Annotated in this window: 25 protein-coding genes; 20 read left to right on the forward strand and 5 right to left on the reverse strand. The window is 45.5% G+C overall.

Features of this window, described 5'->3' with window-relative positions:
* Positions 1 to 10 precede the first annotated feature (10 nt).
* The 8 genes from ACESTK_RS05520 (at position 11) to ACESTK_RS05555 (ending at position 5,308) form a co-directional block, all read left to right on the forward strand.
* Positions 11 to 262, forward strand: coding sequence for a DUF4315 family protein (locus tag ACESTK_RS05520; protein WP_015563850.1), 252 nt, complete (start codon positions 11 to 13; stop codon positions 260 to 262).
* Positions 263 to 264: 2 nt separating this feature from the next.
* The gene (locus ACESTK_RS05525) at positions 265 to 1,014 is read left to right on the forward strand and encodes a DUF4366 domain-containing protein (RefSeq protein WP_118557519.1); all 750 of its coding nucleotides are present in this window, start codon (positions 265 to 267) and stop codon (positions 1,012 to 1,014) included.
* Between the two features lie 177 nt (positions 1,015 to 1,191).
* Complete coding sequence (locus ACESTK_RS05530) at positions 1,192 to 1,545, forward strand: cysteine-rich VLP domain-containing protein (protein ID WP_118533131.1); 354 nt, start codon at positions 1,192 to 1,194, stop codon at positions 1,543 to 1,545.
* Between the two features lie 179 nt (positions 1,546 to 1,724).
* Positions 1,725 to 2,684: a hypothetical protein gene (locus tag ACESTK_RS05535; protein ID WP_373119062.1), complete on the forward strand. Its 960-nt coding sequence runs from the start codon at positions 1,725 to 1,727 to the stop codon at positions 2,682 to 2,684.
* Between the two features lie 13 nt (positions 2,685 to 2,697).
* Positions 2,698 to 3,282 (forward strand): hypothetical protein, encoded by a 585-nt coding sequence (locus tag ACESTK_RS05540; protein WP_003020359.1) that lies wholly within the window; start codon positions 2,698 to 2,700, stop codon positions 3,280 to 3,282.
* 12 nt (positions 3,283 to 3,294) lie between these two features.
* On the forward strand, positions 3,295 to 3,459 hold the full coding sequence (locus tag ACESTK_RS05545; protein WP_014080207.1) for a hypothetical protein: 165 nt from the start codon (positions 3,295 to 3,297) through the stop codon (positions 3,457 to 3,459).
* Positions 3,456 to 3,803 (forward strand): plasmid mobilization relaxosome protein MobC, encoded by a 348-nt coding sequence (mobC, locus tag ACESTK_RS05550; RefSeq protein ID WP_003020363.1) that lies wholly within the window; start codon positions 3,456 to 3,458, stop codon positions 3,801 to 3,803. The genes ACESTK_RS05545 and mobC overlap by 4 nt, the downstream gene beginning before the upstream one ends.
* A gap of 158 nt (positions 3,804 to 3,961) precedes the next feature.
* A complete protein-coding gene (locus ACESTK_RS05555; RefSeq protein WP_373119097.1) occupies positions 3,962 to 5,308 on the forward strand; it encodes a relaxase/mobilization nuclease domain-containing protein in 1,347 nt (448 codons plus the stop codon).
* A 201-nt stretch (positions 5,309 to 5,509) separates the two neighbouring features.
* Here ACESTK_RS05555 and ACESTK_RS05560 read toward each other — a convergent pair whose 3' ends face one another.
* Complete coding sequence (locus ACESTK_RS05560; protein WP_054754179.1) at positions 5,510 to 5,869, reverse strand: helix-turn-helix domain-containing protein; 360 nt, start codon at positions 5,867 to 5,869, stop codon at positions 5,510 to 5,512.
* Positions 5,870 to 6,019: 150 nt separating this feature from the next.
* Between ACESTK_RS05560 and ACESTK_RS05565 the strand changes: the two genes are divergently transcribed.
* The 10 genes from ACESTK_RS05565 to ACESTK_RS05610 all read left to right on the forward strand — a co-directional run bounded on the left by ACESTK_RS05565 (position 6,020) and on the right by ACESTK_RS05610 (position 14,289).
* Positions 6,020 to 6,208: a helix-turn-helix domain-containing protein gene (locus tag ACESTK_RS05565; RefSeq protein ID WP_117485106.1), complete on the forward strand. Its 189-nt coding sequence runs from the start codon at positions 6,020 to 6,022 to the stop codon at positions 6,206 to 6,208.
* Positions 6,201 to 6,893 (forward strand): response regulator transcription factor, encoded by a 693-nt coding sequence (locus ACESTK_RS05570; protein ID WP_119195385.1) that lies wholly within the window; start codon positions 6,201 to 6,203, stop codon positions 6,891 to 6,893. Before ACESTK_RS05565 ends, ACESTK_RS05570 begins: the two co-directional genes overlap by 8 nt.
* Positions 6,894 to 6,898: 5 nt before the next feature.
* Positions 6,899 to 7,816: a sensor histidine kinase KdpD gene (locus tag ACESTK_RS05575; protein ID WP_270514040.1), complete on the forward strand. Its 918-nt coding sequence runs from the start codon at positions 6,899 to 6,901 to the stop codon at positions 7,814 to 7,816.
* Positions 7,817 to 7,950: 134 nt separating this feature from the next.
* Positions 7,951 to 8,877, forward strand: coding sequence for an ABC transporter ATP-binding protein (locus ACESTK_RS05580; RefSeq protein ID WP_270514041.1), 927 nt, complete (start codon positions 7,951 to 7,953; stop codon positions 8,875 to 8,877).
* Positions 8,870 to 9,655 (forward strand): ABC transporter permease, encoded by a 786-nt coding sequence (locus tag ACESTK_RS05585; protein ID WP_110441872.1) that lies wholly within the window; start codon positions 8,870 to 8,872, stop codon positions 9,653 to 9,655. Before ACESTK_RS05580 ends, ACESTK_RS05585 begins: the two co-directional genes overlap by 8 nt.
* Before the next feature lie 2 nt (positions 9,656 to 9,657).
* Positions 9,658 to 10,437, forward strand: coding sequence for an ABC transporter permease (locus ACESTK_RS05590; protein ID WP_002594767.1), 780 nt, complete (start codon positions 9,658 to 9,660; stop codon positions 10,435 to 10,437).
* Positions 10,438 to 10,444: 7 nt separating this feature from the next.
* On the forward strand, positions 10,445 to 10,906 hold the full coding sequence (locus ACESTK_RS05595) for a hypothetical protein (RefSeq protein ID WP_029732360.1): 462 nt from the start codon (positions 10,445 to 10,447) through the stop codon (positions 10,904 to 10,906).
* A gap of 435 nt (positions 10,907 to 11,341) precedes the next feature.
* Positions 11,342 to 11,752 carry a sigma-70 family RNA polymerase sigma factor gene (locus tag ACESTK_RS05600; RefSeq protein WP_014080198.1) on the forward strand — a complete coding sequence of 137 codons (411 nt, stop codon included), beginning with the start codon at positions 11,342 to 11,344 and terminating at the stop codon, positions 11,750 to 11,752.
* Between the two features lie 469 nt (positions 11,753 to 12,221).
* Positions 12,222 to 12,488 carry a DUF6870 family protein gene (locus tag ACESTK_RS05605; RefSeq protein ID WP_007884026.1) on the forward strand — a complete coding sequence of 89 codons (267 nt, stop codon included), beginning with the start codon at positions 12,222 to 12,224 and terminating at the stop codon, positions 12,486 to 12,488.
* Positions 12,489 to 12,606: 118 nt separating this feature from the next.
* Complete coding sequence (locus tag ACESTK_RS05610) at positions 12,607 to 14,289, forward strand: recombinase family protein (RefSeq protein WP_117804795.1); 1,683 nt, start codon at positions 12,607 to 12,609, stop codon at positions 14,287 to 14,289.
* A gap of 34 nt (positions 14,290 to 14,323) precedes the next feature.
* Here ACESTK_RS05610 and ACESTK_RS05615 read toward each other — a convergent pair whose 3' ends face one another.
* The 4 genes from ACESTK_RS05615 to eutJ all read right to left on the reverse strand — a co-directional run bounded on the left by ACESTK_RS05615 (position 14,324) and on the right by eutJ (position 17,636).
* Positions 14,324 to 14,917, reverse strand: a complete 594-nt coding sequence (locus ACESTK_RS05615) for a DUF3786 domain-containing protein (RefSeq protein ID WP_373119068.1) — start codon at positions 14,915 to 14,917, stop codon at positions 14,324 to 14,326.
* Between the two features lie 228 nt (positions 14,918 to 15,145).
* Positions 15,146 to 16,180: an SdpI family protein gene (locus ACESTK_RS05620; protein WP_373119071.1), complete on the reverse strand. Its 1,035-nt coding sequence runs from the start codon at positions 16,178 to 16,180 to the stop codon at positions 15,146 to 15,148.
* Positions 16,155 to 16,448 (reverse strand): autorepressor SdpR family transcription factor, encoded by a 294-nt coding sequence (locus ACESTK_RS05625; protein ID WP_187564839.1) that lies wholly within the window; start codon positions 16,446 to 16,448, stop codon positions 16,155 to 16,157. Before ACESTK_RS05625 ends, ACESTK_RS05620 begins: the two co-directional genes overlap by 26 nt.
* Positions 16,449 to 16,805: 357 nt before the next feature.
* Positions 16,806 to 17,636 carry an ethanolamine utilization protein EutJ gene (gene eutJ, locus ACESTK_RS05630; protein WP_118584025.1) on the reverse strand — a complete coding sequence of 277 codons (831 nt, stop codon included), beginning with the start codon at positions 17,634 to 17,636 and terminating at the stop codon, positions 16,806 to 16,808.
* A 439-nt stretch (positions 17,637 to 18,075) separates the two neighbouring features.
* On the opposite strand from eutJ, the gene ACESTK_RS05635 reads away from it, so the two are divergent.
* Together ACESTK_RS05635 and ACESTK_RS05640 are read left to right on the forward strand one after the other, a co-directional pair.
* Complete coding sequence (locus tag ACESTK_RS05635) at positions 18,076 to 20,340, forward strand: leucine-rich repeat protein (RefSeq protein WP_373119075.1); 2,265 nt, start codon at positions 18,076 to 18,078, stop codon at positions 20,338 to 20,340.
* Between the two features lie 232 nt (positions 20,341 to 20,572).
* Positions 20,573 to 20,734 (forward strand): hypothetical protein, encoded by a 162-nt coding sequence (locus ACESTK_RS05640; protein WP_195991007.1) that lies wholly within the window; start codon positions 20,573 to 20,575, stop codon positions 20,732 to 20,734.
* Positions 20,735 to 20,739 lie beyond the last annotated feature (5 nt).

Here is a 20,739-nt window from a genome sequence, read left to right on the forward strand (position 1 = left end):
AGGTTTTGAAATGGCAACTACCAAAAGCATGAAAATTCAGGCCGAGATTGATAAGGTCAAGGCCAAAATCAGTGAACAGCAGGCCCGGCTCAAGGAGCTGGAGCAGAAAAAGCTGGAGGCAGAAAACAGCGAGATCGTGGACATTGTGCGCGGTATGAGCATTTCCCTTACGGAGCTCCCGCTGCTGTTTGAAAAGCTGAAGGACGGCGGCACTTTGGGACAAAGTGTCCCGAAGTCCGAAGAAGAAAAGGAGGAAAACTGAATATGAAACACTTTCGTATGTTGGCGGCGGGGCTTTGCTCCGCCGTTCTTTTATGCGGCTTTGCAATCCCGGCCTATGCCTATTCGGACGGCGGAAATGAGGAACCGCCTGTTGTGGAAGAAACTCCGGCCCCGGAGCCAGCGCCTACCATTACCCCGGGCGAGGGCTTTTCGGAGGATGGAAACCTTGTGACCCGCGATCTGCTCTACGATGCCGCAACCAACAAACAGTTCATCACGGTGGAAACCAGCGGCGGCAACACCTTTTACATTGTCATTGACTATGACAAGCCTGTGGACGAGGACGGCGAACAGTATCACACCTACTTTTTGAACATGGTGGATGAAGCCGATCTGCTGGCGGCACTGGAGGCCGCTGGCGGAGAACTTCCGGCCTGCTCCTGCACAGAAAAATGTGCGCCCGGAGCCATCCATACGGATTGCGAGGTCTGCGCGGTCAACATGACCGAGTGTGCTGGCACAGCTCCCGAACCCGCTCCGGTGACGGAACCTGCGGAGGAGCCGGAACCCGAGCCCCAGCAGAAAAGTAATACCGGGACGCTTCTGCTGATTTTGGCAGTGGCTGTTCTGGGCGGCGGTGCAGGCTGGTACTTGAAAATTTACCGCCCGAAGCATGAAAAAGCTGCTGTACCCGAAGAGGATTACAGTGAGGAACTGGCTGATTATGACGATCCCGAGGACGATGGGCCGCCTTGGGACGAGGACGATACCGAAAGCGAGGATAATGAATGAGATTTACCAACAACCCCTATGAGGGATTTATGAAAGAAAAAAGCTACTTTAAGGGTGTGCCGCCCAGCCTGCCGCCGAAGGGCTCCCGTTGTGACGGCTGCCCTTACTGGCGCGGGATCGGCTGCGTGTTCTGCTACCGGGAGCAGCTCAAACCACCGGGCAACGGGAGGTGATGCTGTGGGCCGAGAACTGACCCGGACAGAAAAAGCGGCAATCCGCAGGCTGGTGTCAAAATGGTGTGCCAACTATGACCGGGACTGCGGCTGCCTGCCGCTGGATTGCGAGTGCTATATGTTTGGGAAATGCTGGACAGGGGCTTATTGCCGCTACTTCCGCGAGGCAGTTCTGCCCCTTGATCCGGCGCTGGAGGTTGCGCTGCTGGCAGAAGGGCCAAGGCCGGATTTCAAGGCTTGCCCGGTATGCGGCAGAGCCGTGGCTCCTGATGGACGGCAAACCTATTGTTCGGCGGCCTGTGCAAAGGCGGCACACCGCAGACAGCAGCGGGAATATATGCGGAAAAAACGGGGCTGATGTGTTGACAATTAGGACACCCAAAACCCGCTTGTGACAAGGCTTTTTAAGGCCCTTTTCTGCGGGAGGCGTATGTTTCTACGTCCAGCCCTGTTTCTGTGAGATGCTGTCAACATTTTAGCTGCCGGGGCTTTGGGACAATTTGTCCCAAAGTTCCGGCTTTTGTGGAAGGAGGTACTATGCCGAAATATTATCCGATCAACGAAGAAGCCGCAAAGCGGGCAAAAGATATGAACAGCTTTTCCGACTATCAGCCGGGCTCCGCTACGGCGGGCTACCGGGCAATGGTCGATGAAGCGTATGCAGCGGCGGAACGCCAGAAAGCCCGTGTCGATCCCATGTACCATGATAAGATTGACGCGCTGGTGGATCGCTATGCCCGGAAACTTGCGGAAAATCTGAATGAACGCAATGTGATTGATGCCCGGGTGCCCTCTATTCTGATCTCCGGGGGCGGTAATTTCCCTGTGGCAAAAAAGCACAAGCAGAACGCCGCCCGGGATCGCAACTATGGAGAGTATGCGGAGATTTCAAAGCTGCTTGATAAAATCCGCTCTGTTGGAATGGGTGGGATCAGCGCGGATGACGATCTGGCCGTGGAAAAGCTGACAAAAAAGCTGGAGGGGCTGGAGTCCCAGCAGACCACCATGAAGGCGGTCAATGCGTATTTTCGGAAACACAAAACGCTGGACGGCTGCCCGGAGCTTACGCCGGAGCAGGCAGAAAAGCTCAAAGCAGATATGGCGCAGTCATGGCACTTGGACAAAAGCAAGCCATACCCCGCCTATCTGCTTTCCAACAACAACGCCAACATCCGCCGTGTGCGCCAGCGCATTGAGGAACTGAGCAACCGCTCCGAGTTTGCAGGCTGGACATTCCCCGGAGGCGAGGCAAAAATCAACGAGGCTGAAAACCGTTTGCAGCTCATTTTCGAGGAAAAGCCCGATGCCGATCAGAGGCAGGAACTGAAAAGCAACGGCTTTAAGTGGGCTCCCAGCCAAGGGGCATGGCAGCGGCAGCTTAACCAGAACGCCATCCGTGCTGCAGCCCGGATAGACTTTCTGCGGCCCGAGGACGGTACAAGCCCCTATCAGCTCCAGCCGTTTGCGAAAAGAGAAAACAAAGAAATGTCTCGATGATGGGAGGTGTACTATGGACAAAAATCAAGGTTATGCTATTTTGAAGGCGGTCATGCTGGAAAATGGACGGGGATTTGCATTGGGCGAACATCCCACCGCGCCATCCCGCTATGTCACATGGGCCTGCTATGATGACAAGGACGGCCAGCGGCAGTATGAATGGGGTCACTATGGAAATGACCGCACCGCGATGGAACAGGATTTCACAGACCGGGTGCAGGACTATCAGCGTATTTATAACGTGGGGATCAGGCAGACCGAGGCTCCCGGCCTTTACAAGTATTATTCGACCCAGCGGCCTGTGGACATCGGGACATTCCCGAAGCCACCTTATAACAAGCCGGATGAAATCTTCAATTACGATCAGCGCATCCCGGTGGAAAATGGCTCGTTCTTGGCTTGGGGCTATCTTACCTATACCCGCCCGCTAACGGAAAAACAGGCATCCGACTATGAGCTGCGTCCTGCGCCTGATAATCCCGACAGGCCCCGTCCGATTGCCGAGCAGATGAAAAATGCGGCAAAGTTGGCGGAGGCAGATCGCGGCTCGGAGGCTCCGGCTCCCCAACGGAGGCAGCCTGACCGTGGCGATAGATAAGGAGGTGCGTATATGGAAAAGAAACGTGAACAGGAATTGTCTGTACTGGAGGTGCTGCGCCTGCACCGTGAATTTCATTTGCCGCACCCTGTTCCGGCAGACGAACAGGAAAAGCCGCTGGATAAGGTAAAGGAGCCGCCCCGCGCCTGCCGCAGCCGGGAGCGTGAGGAGCGATGACAAAGAAACGCCGCCGTCCGATCCATCTTCATGTGATGGTGTCGGAGGCGGAGCAGGCTCTGATTCAAGAACGTATGGCGGAGGCTGGCATCCGTAATATGGGAGCCTATATGCGGAAAATGGCCCTGAGTGGGTATGTGCTTCATGTTGACCTTTCGCCTGTTCGTGAGCTGGTTTCGCTCCAGCGGCGCTGCTCCAACAATCTGAACCAAGTGGCAATTCAAGCCAACACCTACGGCGCGATTTATCCCGAAGAACTCGCGGCCTTGCAGCGGGACTATGCCGCTTTGTGGGGGCCGCTGTCTGATCTCTTGAAACAGCTCTCCGCGCTGGTAGAGCTCTGACCCGTCCGGGGAGTGGTTGATACCGCTCCCCGGCTTTTTCTACTTCGGGACAAAGTGTCCCAAAGTAAAAATACTGTTTGCCGGAAGGAGGAATTTCTACGGCGACCACCTACATCCGCCCTTATAAAACAGCGGCGGGAAAAAGTGCAATTCAAACGATGGAGGATCGTTTCACCTATGGCCTGAACCCGGAAAAGCTGGGAGCCGTATCTTCCTATCTCTGCGATCCGAACACGGCTCCCGCCGAGTTTCTTCTGGTAAAAAGTCAATACCTTGCAGAGACAGGCCGAGCCGTATCTCGCGGGGCCCTGTTCTTTCAGATCCGGCAGGCGTTTCTGCCCGGGGAGGTTACAGCGGAAGAAGCAAACCGTATTGGTTATGAAACGGCGATGCGCTGGACAAAGGGAAAGTATCAGTTCTTCGTCTGTACGCATACCGACAAGGCCCATATCCACAATCACATTTATTTCAATGCGACGGCCTTTGACCGCTCCCGGAAATTTCATAATTTCATTGGTTCGTCCTTTGCCCTGCGGCGGCTCTCTGACCGCGTGTGCATCGAACATGAATTGTCTGTTATCCAAAATCCGTGCCAGCACAGCAAGGGCCGTTTTCTCCACTATGGACAGTGGATCGGAGAAAAGCCGCCCTCTGCCAAGCAGCGGGTACGGCTGGCTATTCTCGCGGCTTTGGAGAAAAAGCCCACAGACTTTGCCGACTTTCTTCGTCTCATGGAGGAGTCCGGCTTTTCGGTGAAACAGGGACGCGGCGGTGTCATCTCATTCCTTGCGCCCGGGCAGGAAAAACCGACTCGGCTCCGGGCTTCTACACTGGGAGCCGGATTTGACCCGGAGGACATCAAGGCAGTAATTGCCGGGAAACGTCCACTCCCTGAGCTGCCAGAGGAGCCCACGGTTCCGCCACGGCGAGTTGATCTCATCATCGACATTCAAGAGCGTATGGCCCAGGGCAAGGGCCCAGCCTATGAGCGATGGGCCAAGGTCTACAACTTAAAACAGATGGCCGCCGCGCTCCAATATTTGCAGGAGCATCATCTGACAGACTATGCGGCGCTGACGGCCAGCACCGAGGCTGCGGTGGATCACTTTCACAAGCTGTCTGACGAGCTCCGCACAACGGAGGAGGCTCTTTCCAAAACCTCGGAGTTGATGGCTGCCACGGTGGACTATGCCAAGACCCGCCCGGTGTTCGACGGGTACAAGGCTGCACGGTACAGCAAAAAGTATCTGGCCCAGCATGAAGCGGAGCTTGCCACTTACCGGGCGGCAAAAGATACCATGAACACCATACTGAACGGCGCAAAGCTCCCTAAGATTGAAGCACTAAAAAAATCCCGCCGTGAGCTGGCAGAACAGAAAAAAGAGCTTTATGCAGAATACCGGGAGGCCCAGCGGCAAATGCGGGAGGCCGTGGCGGTAAAAGCGAACATTGATCATCTGCTCGGCATAACAGACGAGCGTGAAAATAAGGCCCATGAACGATAGTGACGGGCCGCAGACTACGGTGCAGCGCACCGGGACTTTGGGACAATTTGTCCCGAAGTACAGCGGGTTTGGGGAGCTCCCCAACAAGCATTTTTGCGGGCCCTGCGCCCTGCAAAAATTTCGGAGTGTGGCCACACCCGAATTGCTTGCCAAAACGCGCAACCCGCAACATGGCGCAAAAAACGGAGGTTACGCTTTCTTTTACGTTTCCTCCGTTTCTTTCGATGCTTTCATCGCTTGGATTGTAGCTTCAACGATTTTCAATTCTCTTTCGTCCAAGGCGTTCAACATGGCATCAATCCGCTTCCTGCACTCGCTCCCGCTATTCTGGGACGGGTAAAAGTATTGATCCACCGATATATCAAACATTGTGACCATCTGATAAAAGGTGTTGAAGCTTGGATGCTGACCATCATTTTCATTATACATAATGGTACGCGGAGCGCGGTCGACAATATAGGCCAGTTGCTCCTGCGTCATGCCGCTGGCTTCTCTTGCCCGCTTGATGGCGAGCCCTATATCGTGAAAATCAAAGCGTCTTTCATCTCGTTCTATCTTCATAACATCACCTGATATGATTTTACATTTCATGTGATATTATTTGAACGACTGTATATTTCATACTACTGACTATTTGATTTCACATTCTTTTCTTCCAAAACTTGTATTGTTCGAGTCGAAGAACTATAATATACTCTATGGAGGTGCAGAATGGATTATATGACACTAAAAGAGGCCGCCGAAAAATGGGGCGTGACACCTCGTAGAGTAAATTACTATTGTGCTGCCGGGCGTATTCCTGGTGCTGTAAAGATGGCAACTATCTGGCTAATTCCAAAAGATGCGGAAAAGCCGATTGACGGAAGGACAAAACAAGGGAAGGGGTTGCACCATGAATAAAATCCTGATTATAGATGATGACAGAGAACTGTGCGCTTTGATTAAACGTAGCGTACAAGCAGAAAACATAGAAGCTGATTTTTGTAATACCGGAAAAGAGGGCTTACAAAAATTAAGAGAGCAGGAGTATCAGCTTGTGGTGCTGGATGTGATGATGCCTGGTATGGATGGCTTTGAAACGCTGGAAGAAATCCGCAAAGAGAACAGTCTGCCGATTTTGATGTTCACATCTAAAAATGACAGCATTTCTAAAGTACGGGGCTTACGAGCCGGGGCGGACGATTATCTGACAAAACCGTTTGATATGGACGAACTGATTGCCCGTATTGCGTCCCTCATTCGCCGCTACACTCGCTTTAATCAGCAAGCTGGAGCCATACAAAAGCTAAATTTTGACGGATTGCAGATTGACCTTGAAAATCGTTCTGCTACTACATCAAACGGCACTTTTGAACTGCCCCCAAAGGAATTTGATTTGCTCCTGTACTGTGCAAAACATCAAGGGAAAATTTTGACCAAACAGCAGATTTATGAGGAAGTATGGGGCGAAGAATATTTCTATGATGACAGTAACATTATGGCGATTATCAGCCGACTTCGTAAAAAATTAGAAGTCAATCCTTCAAGCCCAAAGTATATACAAACGGTCAAAGGGATTGGCTACCGGTTTAATAAGGAGGTGTAGTCAACATGGAAATTATCGTATTCTTGTCCATTGTGATTGCTGTTGTGGTTGTATTGACTTCCATCGTTCTCGTTCGGCGTGTAAAAAAACAAATAGCAGAAATGACCGATGTGCTGGTTGATGTGAAAAACGGAAATGGCAACCGGCGTATTTTATCTGCAACAAATGAACTGACAGCACCTCTTGCCTATGAAATCAACGAGATCGTTGTGGCCTATGAAAGCAGACTTTCAACTGTACGGCAGACAGAAGAAACCAACCGCCAGCTTATGACGAGCCTTTCCCATGATGTGCGAACGCCCCTTACTACTCTGATTGGGTATCTTGACGCTGCACACAAAGGACTGGTCACAGGAAAAGACCGGGATGATTATATTGAAACCGCCCGCCGGAAAGCCCATGATCTGAAAGAATATATTGATGTGCTCTTTGACTGGTTCAAGTTAAATTCCAACGAGTTTGCTTTAGAAATCCAGAGCGTTGAGGCCGCAGAGCTGACAAGAAATATCCTGATTGACTGGATACCGATTTTTGAGGATAAACAGGTTGAGTATGACATTGATATTCCCGAACAGCCTGTCCGGGTAAGATTGGATATGGACAGCTATATGAGGATCGTCAACAATCTCATTCAAAATGTAATTGCTCACAGCCATGCAGACAAAATCAAAATTGTCCTGTCAAAGAAGGAAAATAACATGGAGCTGCTGCTGGCGGATAATGGAGTGGGAATTGAGAAGGAAGATTTGAAACACATATTTGAACGGCTTTATAAGTGTGATAAAGGACGCTCCGAAAAAGGCAGCGGACTTGGTCTTTCTATTGTCCATCAGCTTGTAGAAAAGATGGGTGGGAGTATAACAGTTGAAAGTTTGCCGGGAAAAGGAACTGAATTTATGTTGCTTTTTCCTTTGGAGAGTTAAGCGGGTTCCCGTCTTTATGGCGGGAGCCTTTGTCATTTTACTGGATTTCAAATTGCAAGGTTAATGCAAGGTTGCGGCAAGGTTAATGCAAGGTTGGCATGATAGAATACCTTACAGAACAGGAGGTTTTGAATATGGATACAAATTATATCATTGAAACAAAAAATCTGACGAAGCAATACGGCTCACAAAAGAGTGTGGCTGACTTAAATATCCATGTCAAGCGTGGGAGAATTTATGGTCTGCTGGGCAGAAACGGAGCCGGAAAAACCACTACCATGAAAATGCTGTTGGGTTTAACGAAGCCTACTTCCGGTGAGGTCAAAATCTGGGGAACGTCTTTGCAAGGGAATGAAAAGAAGTTGCTCCCCCGCATTGGCAGTTTGATTGAGTCCCCTGGTTTTTATCCCAATCTGACCGGCACAGAGAACCTGCGTATCTTTGCTACTCTGCGGGGTGTACCAAACAATCATGCTATCAAAGATGCTCTGGATCTGGTAGGACTGCCCTACAAAGATAAAAAGCTCTTTTCACAGTATTCTCTTGGTATGAAGCAGCGGCTTGCCATCGCCCTTGCCGTTATGCACGATCCGGAGCTTTTGATTTTGGATGAGCCGATCAACGGCCTCGATCCCATCGGTATTGCAGAAGTACGCTCCTTTATTCGGGAGCTTTGCGACGCAAGAGGAAAAACTATTTTGATTTCCAGTCACATTCTTTCGGAGATTTCTTTGCTGGCTGACGATATTGGAATTATCGACCACGGCGCGTTGCTGGAAGAAGAAAGCCTTGCTGAGCTGGAGCAAAAAAGCAGTAAGCATATCCGTTTTACGCTCTCTGATACTGCACAGGCGGCAAGAATTTTGGAACGCAATTTCCATGAAAACCATTTCTCCATACAGGACGACCACAATCTGCGCCTGCACAACCTTGATCTGCCTGTGGGGAAAATTGTAACTGCCTTTGTAGAAAACGGATTGGAGGTATCGGAGGCGCATACTTGTGAAGAAAGTCTTGAAGATTACTTCAAGCGTGTGACAGGGGGCGAAGGAATTGCTTAAACTAATCAAATGCGAATTTTTGAAATTGAAACGGAAGAAATTTATTCCGCTTATTATTCTGGCTGCTTTCCTGTTTCCAATCCCGCTGACTTATCTGATGACAACGCCCTCTATGATGGAGCGATATACAGATCGGGCAGATGCTTTTGACGGACTATTTAACATGGTGTTGGGATATGGTATCCAGTTTTTACTGCCCTGCATTATTGGAGTGATTGCCGCTATCCTGTTCTTTATGGAACGCGACAACGATACATTCAAAAATCTGCGTACAATTCCCGTAACCAGCACGCAAATGGTGCTTGCAAAGATTATTGTCCTCTTTCTTTTTGGAATTGTTTTTTGTGTGGCTTCTACCATTGCAACAATTCTTTGCGGATTTGGAACATTAGAAGTTTATGGAATAGGCTATAAATTGTTTTTAGCGGTTGAAACAGGAATTTTCATTACGGCAGGAACACTCCCGTTGATTGTTCTTGTTGTCTTTTTCAGTAAGACCTATGTTTTTTCCATTTTGTTGTGTGTCTTTTACAGCGTTCTGAACATGAGTGCTACGGCATTGTTTGACACACTGCCTAAAACTATGTTATGGCTTCTGCCCACGCCACTGACTACATTTTGGAGTGCGGGAGATATGGCGGCTCATGGAATAAAAATGGACTTGGAGCAAATGACAGGGCTAATTCCCTCAACATTTCAAGTTGTATTCATTCTTGGTATCATGGCATTCGTTTCGTTCTTACTGATTGACAGATTATATAAGCAGAGGGGGGAATAAACATGGTTCGCATTGTAAAAACAGAATTTTATAAATTGAAAAGGTATCATATCCTTTGGGCGGGCGTTGCACTCATGCTCCTATCCGTCCTGCTGACCTTGTTTACCTCTATGGCGAATGATGGTTCCGTTTGGGATTTTGCCTATCTTACAGAACAGGTCATCAAAAACAATATGTCCATGATTTTTCCGATGTGTATCAGCCTAATTGCTGGATATATGATTTCTCGTGAGCAGACGGATGACACATTGAAAAATATTCTGACTGTGCCGATCTCTTTTAAGAAACTGTTGACCGGAAAATTGATTGTGTGCGGCGTATTGTCTATTATTTTCGGGCTGATATGCAGTCTGTTTACAATCATAGCAGAAATGATTGTGGGATTTCCCGGCTTTGAGATTTCCTTAGCTCTAAAAGCAGCTTTGCAGATTACTGCGGTTAATTTCTTTTTATATCTTGCGGTTCTGCCGATTATCGCTCTTACTTGTCGGAGGGCAGGCAGCTTTTTAGTCGGTGTAATCATTGCTTTTGTCTATGGATATGGAGGGATGTTTGCCGCAGGAAATATGACATTAGCAAACCTCTATCCGATTACCGCAAGTCTTGGAATGGTAGGCTACCGCAGCTATGATACCGCAGTCAACTGGAATATCGGAACCTGTTCTTGCAGTCTTGCGCTTGCTGTCGTTATTTCTGCCATCTTGATTTTGTGCATGAAAGAACGAGAAGCAACCCAAACAAAGAAAAAGGCCAAAAAGGTAGCTCCAAAGAAAGGCTGGTGATGATTTTATGAAGAAAATAGTTTTAGCATTAACATTCGTCCTTGTGGGAAGTTTTATGCTTGCTGGCTGTTCAAAAGATGAAATTCTCAATCATTACAATAACATTGTTCAATCTGCGGGCTCCATAGAACTGACAGGGAAATCGTCACTGCAAGGGGAAAAAGAAAAAGGAATTGATGATTATACAGGGACTTATACGGCTGATTATGCGAACTTTTCAGGTACAGAGTATTTGTTCGGAGGAACTTCCATAAAGAGAGAAGCCGGTAAGGAGCTGTCCATTGATTGCACCTTGGAGATTACGGAAGGTACTGCAAAAGTATTTTGGATTTCTGGATCTGATGAAGCAGTCACGTTGATTGAGGCAACCGGAACTTATAGTGACACAATTACACTTCCTGATGGTGGAAATTATATTGGCATTGAATGTGAGAATTTCACTGGAAACATTGAATTAAATATTGAATAATACTCTGCCGGACGACGGCAAAAGAAAAAAAGCCGTCGTAGAGCAGACAATTTGACACGCCCATTTGAAACGGCGGCTTTGATTTCAGAGCCGCCGTTTCTTTGCGTTTACACAATCCTATGACGACTTGCAGGGACACGGTAGCCGATTGGAGGTTATTTTGCCGTGTCCTTTTCTCTTTTTCGCAGTATCCATGATCTGCACCAGTTAAAAAAAGCGTAGCTCCTCCATCGGAGCAGTCCGGCTTTGAATGTGAAATTAAACAGTACATAACCGATAATATATTTTCGTGCGCTTGTGCGGCTTCGTGTCGCGCAGGCGCATTTTGCTTTCCAGACTTCGAGACAAAGTGTCCCGAGGTGCGGTGCCGTTCTCCGCCGTTGCTCCATTTCGTTTCCGACCAACCCCGAACAAACTGAAATGGAGGATTTTACGATGACTACTATCAATTTGAAAGATTTTTATTATTGGTACACGCAGGATCAGCTTATCGAAGTTTCTGACGAGGTGGCCGAGGTATTCAAGGCCGATGCCCGCTATGAAATGGCCTACCAGCGGCGGCTCTCCCGGCACAAGGCGCAGTATTCTCTGGACTGCGATGACGGGATTGAATATTCCGCTTGCCTGCATGAGCCGACCCCGCAGGAGCTCCTTGAACGGATGGAAACCTTTCTTCGTCTGTGGAACGCTCTCAATTCTCTGCCGGAGATCCAGGGCCGCAGAATTGACGCACATATCATTCTTGGCAAGTCGATTAAGGAAATTGCCGAGGCCGAGGGCGTACATGAGGAGTCTATTCGCCAGTCGATCAAGCGTGGCCTTGAACGCATGAAAAAAACTTTTTGATTTTTTCTTCTTAACCCACTTGGAATTGATGAAAAAATGTCTCGGTTTATGAGAGGAGGTTTTCTTCCTAACGCGAGGGAATAACGGCAACCCTGAGTAAGTACGTGGAGCCAGACGGTGGGTGCGCGGTGACATTTCCCAAAAGAGATTGAGCGAACAACACCAACACTGTAAATGGGCCCGGCCATCCCAAGGCCATGATCCGGCGCTGAACAGGTTGGCTGCCTGTTCCTCCGGGCTTGTCGCTTTACTTGCGTTGAGAGCGCCGCACAGAAAATAACGATTGTCTTTGGACAGGCCAAGTAAATATGTGCGGCGCTCTCTAATATTCAAAAACTATAATAAACCTCGAGACAAAGTGTCCCAAGGTGGAGTAAGGCAACAGGCCAGCATCCCGGTGGTGCTGGCCTGTTGCGTTTCCCCACCAAACAGCGGGAGGCGTTCTATCAATCTGCGAAGGAGGTTTACCGTGAAATTAACTACACAGGAACTTGAACAAATGAGAAGCGTTGACATTGGCGCGGTGGCTGCCGAGTCCCTGCCTGATGTGAGCGGTATGACCTTTGACAATGCGCTTTCCCGAAAGGAGCGCATCTCTCGATTTTTGCAGACTGTCAAAAATCCATACTGCTTTTGCATCGGTGGTGTTGGCGTGAAAATTGAATTTGCTGAAAGCGGGCCATCTCTCCAAGACAAGCTGACTGATTTCCTGCTGCGGCAAAGAAGCGGGCTGTAACTTCGGTTACAGCTCGTTTTGCTTCTTCGAGACAAAGTGTCCCGAAGCGGAGGCATCCTTGTTGTCCTCCCCGGACAGAGTTATAATATAAGTGTAATGTGATAGGGAAGGAGGAACAATGGCACGAGCAAAAAACAGAGGGTATCAGCAGAGTTTCTCTCCCTCTTACACAATCCGCCGCTGGCGGCTGGGCATCTATATCCGGCTTTCAAAGGAAGATTTGAAAAAAGGAAAAGACGATAGCAACAGCGTAAAGAACCAGCGTGACCTACTGAACGATTTTTACCGACGCAACATTGACGAGTTTGAAAGCATCACGGAATATGTGGATGATGGTCATACTGGAACGGACGCCAACCGTGAAGATTTTCAACGGCTCTTGGCGGATGTCATGAGTGGTAAAATCAACTGCGTTATAGTAAAAGACCTGTCCCGCTTCGCACGAAATTATAGCGATGCCGGAAGTTTGATCGACAACCTGTTTGTTCAAATGGGTGTTCGCTTTATCAGCCTTGCTGAGAATGTGGACAGCTACAAGAACCCCGACAGCGTTTCAAATATCATCGTTCCCATTACAAATGTGATGAACGATAATTACTGCTATCAGACTTCCAAAAAGATCCGGCAGGTATTTGATTACAAACGGCGCAACGGCCAGTATATCGGAGCATTTGCTCCTTACGGCTATGTAAAGCACCCAAAGGACAAGCACAGGCTGATTGTTGATCCCGATGCTGCTGAAAATGTCAAACTCATTTTCACAATGCTTATTCAAGGGTCATCAAAACGTGCTATCGCGTTGTACCTGAACGAACACGGCGTACCGAGCCCCTCGGCTTACAAGGTACAAAAGGGCTTGCCTGTTTCGACAAGAGGGTATGACGATCCTATGTGGGGAGCCCGCATGATCCACTCCATTCTTACCAATCCGACCTACACCGGGGACTTGGCCCAAGGCCGGAGCCGGGTGAAAAGCTACAAGGTACACCAGATTGAAGCGGTTCCCCGTGAGGAATGGGTAGAAGTCGCTGGAACGCATGAGGCCATTATCGACTATGAAACTTTCGATAAGGTACAGGCTCTCTTACAGCGTGATACCCGTACTTCCCCGAAAGGCCGTGAGGTACATTTATTCAGCGGCTTTCTGAAATGTGCCGATTGCGGGCGGGCCATTACCCGATGCGTTGGCAAGAACAACAATGTATATTATTCTTGCTCAACCTACAAGAACCGTTCCCGGACAGCCTGCACCATGCACTCAATCAAGCATGAACGGCTGGAGGCTGCTGTTTTGTTCGCTGTACAGCATCAGGTACATTTGGCTGTTTCCTACTCGGAAATCGTCACGCAGATCAATTCCGCTCCAATCAAAAAAAGCCAGTCTTACCGACTGGACGATCTGATAGCTGCAAAAGAGCGGGAACTGACAAAGATAACACGCTACAAGCAATCTCTTTATCAGGACTGGAAAGACGGTGAAATCACCCAGCAGGAATACCGGGATATGAAGGCTGACTATGAACGGCAGACTTCTGATATTTCCGCGGTGCTTACCCGGCTGAACGCTGAACGCGCAGAACTGGCAAACGGTGTAGACAACGAGCATCCTGCACTGGTAGCCTTTATGAAGTATCAAAACATTGAAGCCCTCAATCGGGAAATCTTGGTTGAGCTTGTGGACTATATCAAGGTCTATGAAAACGGCAATATCAGCGTGAAATTCAAATTTGCTGACGAGCTCCGCAAGATTGCAGAGTACATTGAAATTAACACTACGGAAGATACCGCAGTAGCGGGCTAACCCCCGCTACAAACCCCTTTGACAGTGTGTTTTCCTAATAGGCGCTAATCATAAGCGTTTCATAATGCATGTAATCTAAAGTATTCCTGTCTGCAAGAATTTGAAGACTTGCCGGGAACTCATCATCAGCTTCCCAGAAACGAATGATAATCGGCAAAAAAGGAAAAAGATTTAATTTAAAAGCAACATCTCCTTTTTCCAGTTCCTTTCCGGAAAGTGCTATACAGGCATTACGCAATTCAACGGTTTTTCCGTTAAAAAAGTCAGCGGTATTCTGAAAAAATCCGCTGCTCGTTGAGAGATTTCCTGTTCGGACAGAGGAAAGGCTGTTTATGTTTATAAATTCATGTGACAGATGGCATCTATCCTTTGAATAACATAAAACATCATAAATAGTCATTGCTTCATTGTGATTGGCTTCATGAATTATTTCAAAATCATTATCTGACCACTGAACACTTCCCGTTTTTCGATTAATACGATAGGTACGGTTAATAAAAGTAATATATAACCAGTCAGAATTGTAATCTAATGAATATTTATGTATCATTGTAGCCTGATTATATTGCAGGAAAACATGTGCTGTAGAAATTTTTATTTTATCATAATTAGTCAGAGCTTTCGTCATATACCCCTCCAAGAATATTTTTGTTGTAGTTATTTTAGAATAGACTAATTGGTCTATAAAATCAATGCTTTTTGTGCCATTTTGTTATAGCAGGTCAAAGGAACAATGGCTGTAATGAGGATCAGAGGGATAATAGTAGTAACGTAAAAAAGGAAACTGCCTGGAATTATCCGACAGTTTCTTTTTTATTTGCAGAATTGTTGTGGTCAAGCTTTTTTGTAACTGATGTTATTCTAATTCATTTGACATCTTTTCGCTAATAGTATGATAGATTTCCTTTGTCGCTGAATCATTTGCACCATTTACGACCAATATTTTTCCATTTATACTCATGACTACATATGAATGACAGGATGAATGGGTATACCGGATATAATCTCCATAGACATCATTTCTAAAATTTCCCATAGCATATTTAAGATTTCCTAAACCATTGGTTCTATAATCATTCCAGCTCTGAGATGAATTTTCTTCATATGAGATACTGTCAATCTGCGTATAGTCTACTGTATAATCGCTCCAGCCTTGTGCCTCAATAGTAAAATCTTTATCCTCGAAACGAATCTCAATACTTCCCAAAAACAACGTCCATATACCGAATATAATGGTTAAAATGGCTATGATACCTGATACTCCAATTGTTTTTTTGTTATACTGAATTTTTAATTTTTCTCCGGTCGCTATCTTTTTCTTATAAAAGAGATAAGAATAGAGAATGCTGATGATTGCAGCTGCCATAATGCTTACGATATACAAAACAAGAGCAGCCATACTTTCCTCAAAAAGACCACAAAGCATACACAGAATACCTGATGCCATCCATAGTTTTCCACTGAATCTATGAGTTGCATTCCAATTTTCTTCATCCTGCAATGTCCATATAACCCGGATCCCTATCGTATTGTTCTGTTTTACCTTTGGCAGATAATTTCCTATAACCATGAACAGTAAGCCTGTTCCATAATACATGAATGCCATAAACAGGTTCTCCATATCTGCCCCGGTATTTACCAATCTGGCAATGCCATTATAGAGCAATGTAATAACAGGTATCATCCATATAGCCATTCCTATAACTTTAGGGCTCTGTTGTCGGCTTCTGTTATCATAAAATATGATTGCTACAAATATACAGTGCGTTACTAAAAAAAATACATTTATCCATTTACCGTGTGTACTCGTAAAACCGACCAGGACTCCTACAAAAATTACCAGTATAGAGCTGATTAATGAACCTCTATATTTTTTTATCATTTCCTTCATCGTCTGATGCTCCTTTCAAATTTGTGATCCACAGCATGACATCTTCCAATACGGAAGTGTTTAATTCATAATAAATAAACTTTCCTTCTCTTTGGTTTCGGATCAAATCAGCTTCCTTCAATATTGCCAGATGTCTTGATATGGATGCTCCCGTTACTGAAAAATGTGCGCATATTTCTCCGGCTGAAAGCCGCCCATTCTTCAATAAGTTCAAAATCTCACGTCGTATTGGATCTGCCAGTGCTTTTAATGTATCCTGTATACCCAAAAATTCATCACACCCCTTTATTTAACATTTAACCTAATTGTTAAACGTATTATAATGCAAGGGATATCATGTGTCAAGAACCAGTTACTTCAAAAAACTGCCTGGGTAGCAAATAAAGACAGAAGCATGGTTTTCCCTGTTCTGCAGAAACAGATCTGTTTGATGCCGCCATCCTTGCCCATCCGGAGAAGATTATTGTCAAACGTCTCCTGAAAAGTGAATGCCTGGCAGGGCGTGAGCCATACTAGAAAACTGAAATTCACTTATTTGCAACATAAAAGCTCTATCGTATTTTGAAGCACCAAAAATCTAACTTTTGGACAGATCAAAATACGATAGAGCTTTTTGTTATTAGAATCAGCGAGCTTTTTGTGGAAGCTGGCAGTTATAAGCGATTCCAAGCGGTGTGACCAAAAGGGGATGAACCGGCCGGTAAACTGGAAGGTTCAGCTTCTTCTCAAACACGCTGGTAAATTCCTGAAAGCTTGCAGAGCCGCCTACCACATAAACTGCAGGTATCTCATAGCCTTTTAGAAATTTCTCGGTAATGGATGCCATTTTTTCAACCGTTGCCTTAATAACCGGAAAAATTTCCTTCTCTTTTTCCGGAGTGGTCTTCAGAACCTCTGCCTCTTCGTAGGGAATCCGGTAATGACCGGCAACTGTCATTGTCATATGGCTGCCCCCAGTTGCCTCGTCATCCGTATAGATTACCTTGCCATCCTTGAGGATGCTGATGCCGGTTGTGCCGCCGCCCACATCTACAACTGCACCGTCGGTAATCTTTAATACAGCAGCGGCCGCAGTAGGTTCGTCAACAATGTTGGTTACTTCGAAACCGGCACCTTCCAATACATATCCAATGCTCTTCACACTGCCTTCTGAAACTCCCGGAGGAATGGCAGCAGCGGCATAGAGAAGCTCCGTGCCCAGCTTTTCTTCCAGTTCTTCTTTTAATTTTGTAACCAGCTGAACAGATTCGTAATAATTCACAATAACACCGTCACGGATTGCATGGGAGGGTGCAGAGACACCGGCAATAGGACGATTCGTACTATCTACAACTGCAAGAACCGTGTTCGCAGTACCAAGATCCACGCCTACCTTCAAACGCCCTCTGAATTTTTTACATTCACCAGTGCGTACCAGTTCTGCAAAATTTGATAAAGTTCTGTTTTTTAGTTCCATATCCGAACACTCCATTTCTAATAAATCTGGAAGCTGTGAATCAGTGTACTGATACATTCATATTTTGCAGTGATTCGCAGCGATAATGTATTTATTATATATGAAAAAAGGCGAAAAAACAATAATTTTGCCCGGAATATGGCTCATTGCCGGCGTAAATTAAAATGGCAAAGTAAGCTGATCCAGTAGCTTTAAACAGTCCTCCTTTGAATATACCATAGGACTTCCTGGCAGTGACTGAACGAAATCCTGAAAGATCCGGCAAAATGATTCGTCTGAAATATGAATATTACAACAATATGTGCCAAATAAAAAAGCGTTTGTCGGGTAAATATTAATTTTGTTTTGCGCACTGACAGAAATAGACAGATAGTCAGGAAATTCTTCTGTTTCTACAGCATTGTTTGAAGATGGAACTGTGGTGGCATATGGGCAGGGTGTGTTAAAAAAAGATGGATCTGTAATTGAATATCATGGAACAGAAATTAAGAAACTTATAGTAAATGAAGGAGTTACAGGTATTGGTGGTTTACTTTGCTATAATCTGCCATATTTGAAGAGTGTATTCCTTTCCGAAAGTGTTACAAAAGTCGGATCCGGGTGTTTTGCAGAATGTACTTCATTGCAGGAAGTAACACTTCCATCCAATTTGCAAACAATTGCATATGACGTTTTTAAAAATTGTTATTCATTACAGAAAGTAACAATGCCATCTAATTTAAATCATATTGGTACGAGCACTTTCGAAAATTGTAAGAATTTAAAAGAAATTCTTTTGCCTGATACATTAAGTTCTATTGGTGAGAATGCATTTAAAGGATGCAGCGTACTTAAAGCAATCAATATTCCTGGAAATGTAAAAGAAATTGGGGATTCAGCATTTGAGGAATGTGTCAGCTTAGATGAAATAACAATTCCCCATTCTATAGTCCTTGGGAAAGGTGTTTTTTGCAGTTGTACCGCTTTAAAAACAGTTATCTTTGAAGCTGATCCTGAATTAAGCAAAATTCCAAATTATGCATTTGAGAATTGTATCAGTCTGACATCAGTAACGTTTTCTGATAATACTTCAGATATTGGAAACAATGCATTTTCTGGATGTGTTAGTTTGTCAGAAATAACTTTACCCAAAGAGCTTATTGAGCTCGGAATGGAAGCATTTAAAGAATGCACAAGTTTAAAAAATGTTCACTTTACTAATACCCAACCCTGCAGAATAGGGGAAGCAGCATTCCAGTATTGTAGCAGCTTGGAAAGTATCAATATTGTAGGAGATATTGGAGCTGATGCATTTAATAGTTGCACAAATTTAAAAACTGCTCATATATCCGATGGATATATTTGGGGTAGAGCTTTTAAAGATTGTATTAACCTAACTGAGATAACTTTACCTGAGAATCTTGGTTGGATTGATGAAGAAGTGTTCAGTGGCTGCACCAGTCTAAAAAATATTAGCCTGGATGGTTATTTATTTGAAATACGAAAAAAAGCGTTTTATAACTGTTCGAGTTTGCGTGAAATTATACTTCCACACACCTTTTATGCATTGGAAAATGAAGCATTTGTCGGTTGTTCAAATCTGGAATCCATAACCTTTTTATATGATGAACAAAATGCAGCACGGGATGAATGGCCGTTTATTGATCCTTCCGCAGTTGAAGGATGTGTAAACTTAAAAACTATTTATGGTTACAATGGCTGGGGACTGGATTATGACGCAAAAAAAATAGGTGCTGAATTTATTGCACTTGACAAAACACCAGATGTTATCCCATCTTTTTCCATAGAACTAGGAAAATATTCTGAAACTGATGCTGTAAAAATTTTCTGGAAAAAATGCCCTGATGTATCTGGGTATGAGATGGAGATTAGTAGCTCATCATATTTTTCGCAGTGGGCAGATACATCTGTATACCGAAAACTTGATAATACTCAAGATTTCACTTACTGGTTTGAGGCCGAACCAGACTGTACGTATTATGTACGCATGAGAGCATATAACCATTATGTAGAAACCAGCTACGGTGAATGGTCTCAGCCCCAATCATTTATCATTACACGCGACAAATTGACGCCGACCATTACGCCATCGCCCACAGCAACGCCAGCTCCAACTGATACACCAAAGCCAACTGCTGTGCCAAAACCGACCACTGCGCCAAAACCAACCACAATCCCAACGCCATCCAAGGCTCCATCACCACAAGCACCATCATCAAAGCCAACTATGAAGGTAAATATGTCCAGCCTTGTTTTAAAAACCAGACAACGTAGCAGTGCCCTGAAAGTAACTGGTTTGGCGCCTGGCGATTTCGTAAAATCCTGGAAATCGGGGAACACAAAAATCGTCACGGTAACCGGAAATCCAAATGGAACCTGTAAGTTAAAAGCAGGTACAAAAAGTGGAAAAACCACGCTCACAATTACACTAAACAGTGGCCTCACCAAAAAAATACCTGTCCGTGTCCAGAAAACGACCGTTCGGACGCAGAAAATTACAGGCATCCCGAAAAAGCTTGTTTTGAAGGTGAAAAAGAAAGCCACCTTAAAACCTGTGATTCTTCCGTTAACAAGTACCGAAAAAATCACCTACAAGAGCAGCAACAAAAAAGTAGCAACCGTATCCGCAAAGGGGGTAATTGCTGCAAAGAAGAAAGGAACTGCCACCATTACAGTGAAATCAGGAAAGAAATCCGTGAAGTAACAGCTTTGAAACGTATTATTTAAAATTTATGGGAGGCAGTACAGTTTTGTACTGTCTCCCTACTATAATAGCAAACACAAAAAAATTGTACGCGCTATGAACAGCACTTTGCAAATCAAGTCTTACACATAGAAAAAAATTGAGCAGTGGCTGGAGGAACAGGAGACTTGAATATTTTTTTTGAACGTGTTAATATGCTGATGTACTTAAAATCTGGCCTGGAAAATATATTATGGGTTACAGCGATAAAGCAAAAAAATATAAAGTTTCGGAATGGTTTGATGAATGGATGAAACTTTATAAAATTGGACGCATTAAGACGAATACAGTCCGAGGATATGTAGACGGCTTTGAAAGAGCAACCGACTTTATTGGATCTGTAAGGCTGTCATAGGAGAA

Origin of the sequence: Ruminococcus sp. Marseille-P328 (assembly GCF_964249465.1) — a bacterium.
In the GTDB taxonomy this organism is placed as follows: Bacteria; Bacillota; Clostridia; order Lachnospirales; family Lachnospiraceae; genus Blautia_A; species Blautia_A faecis.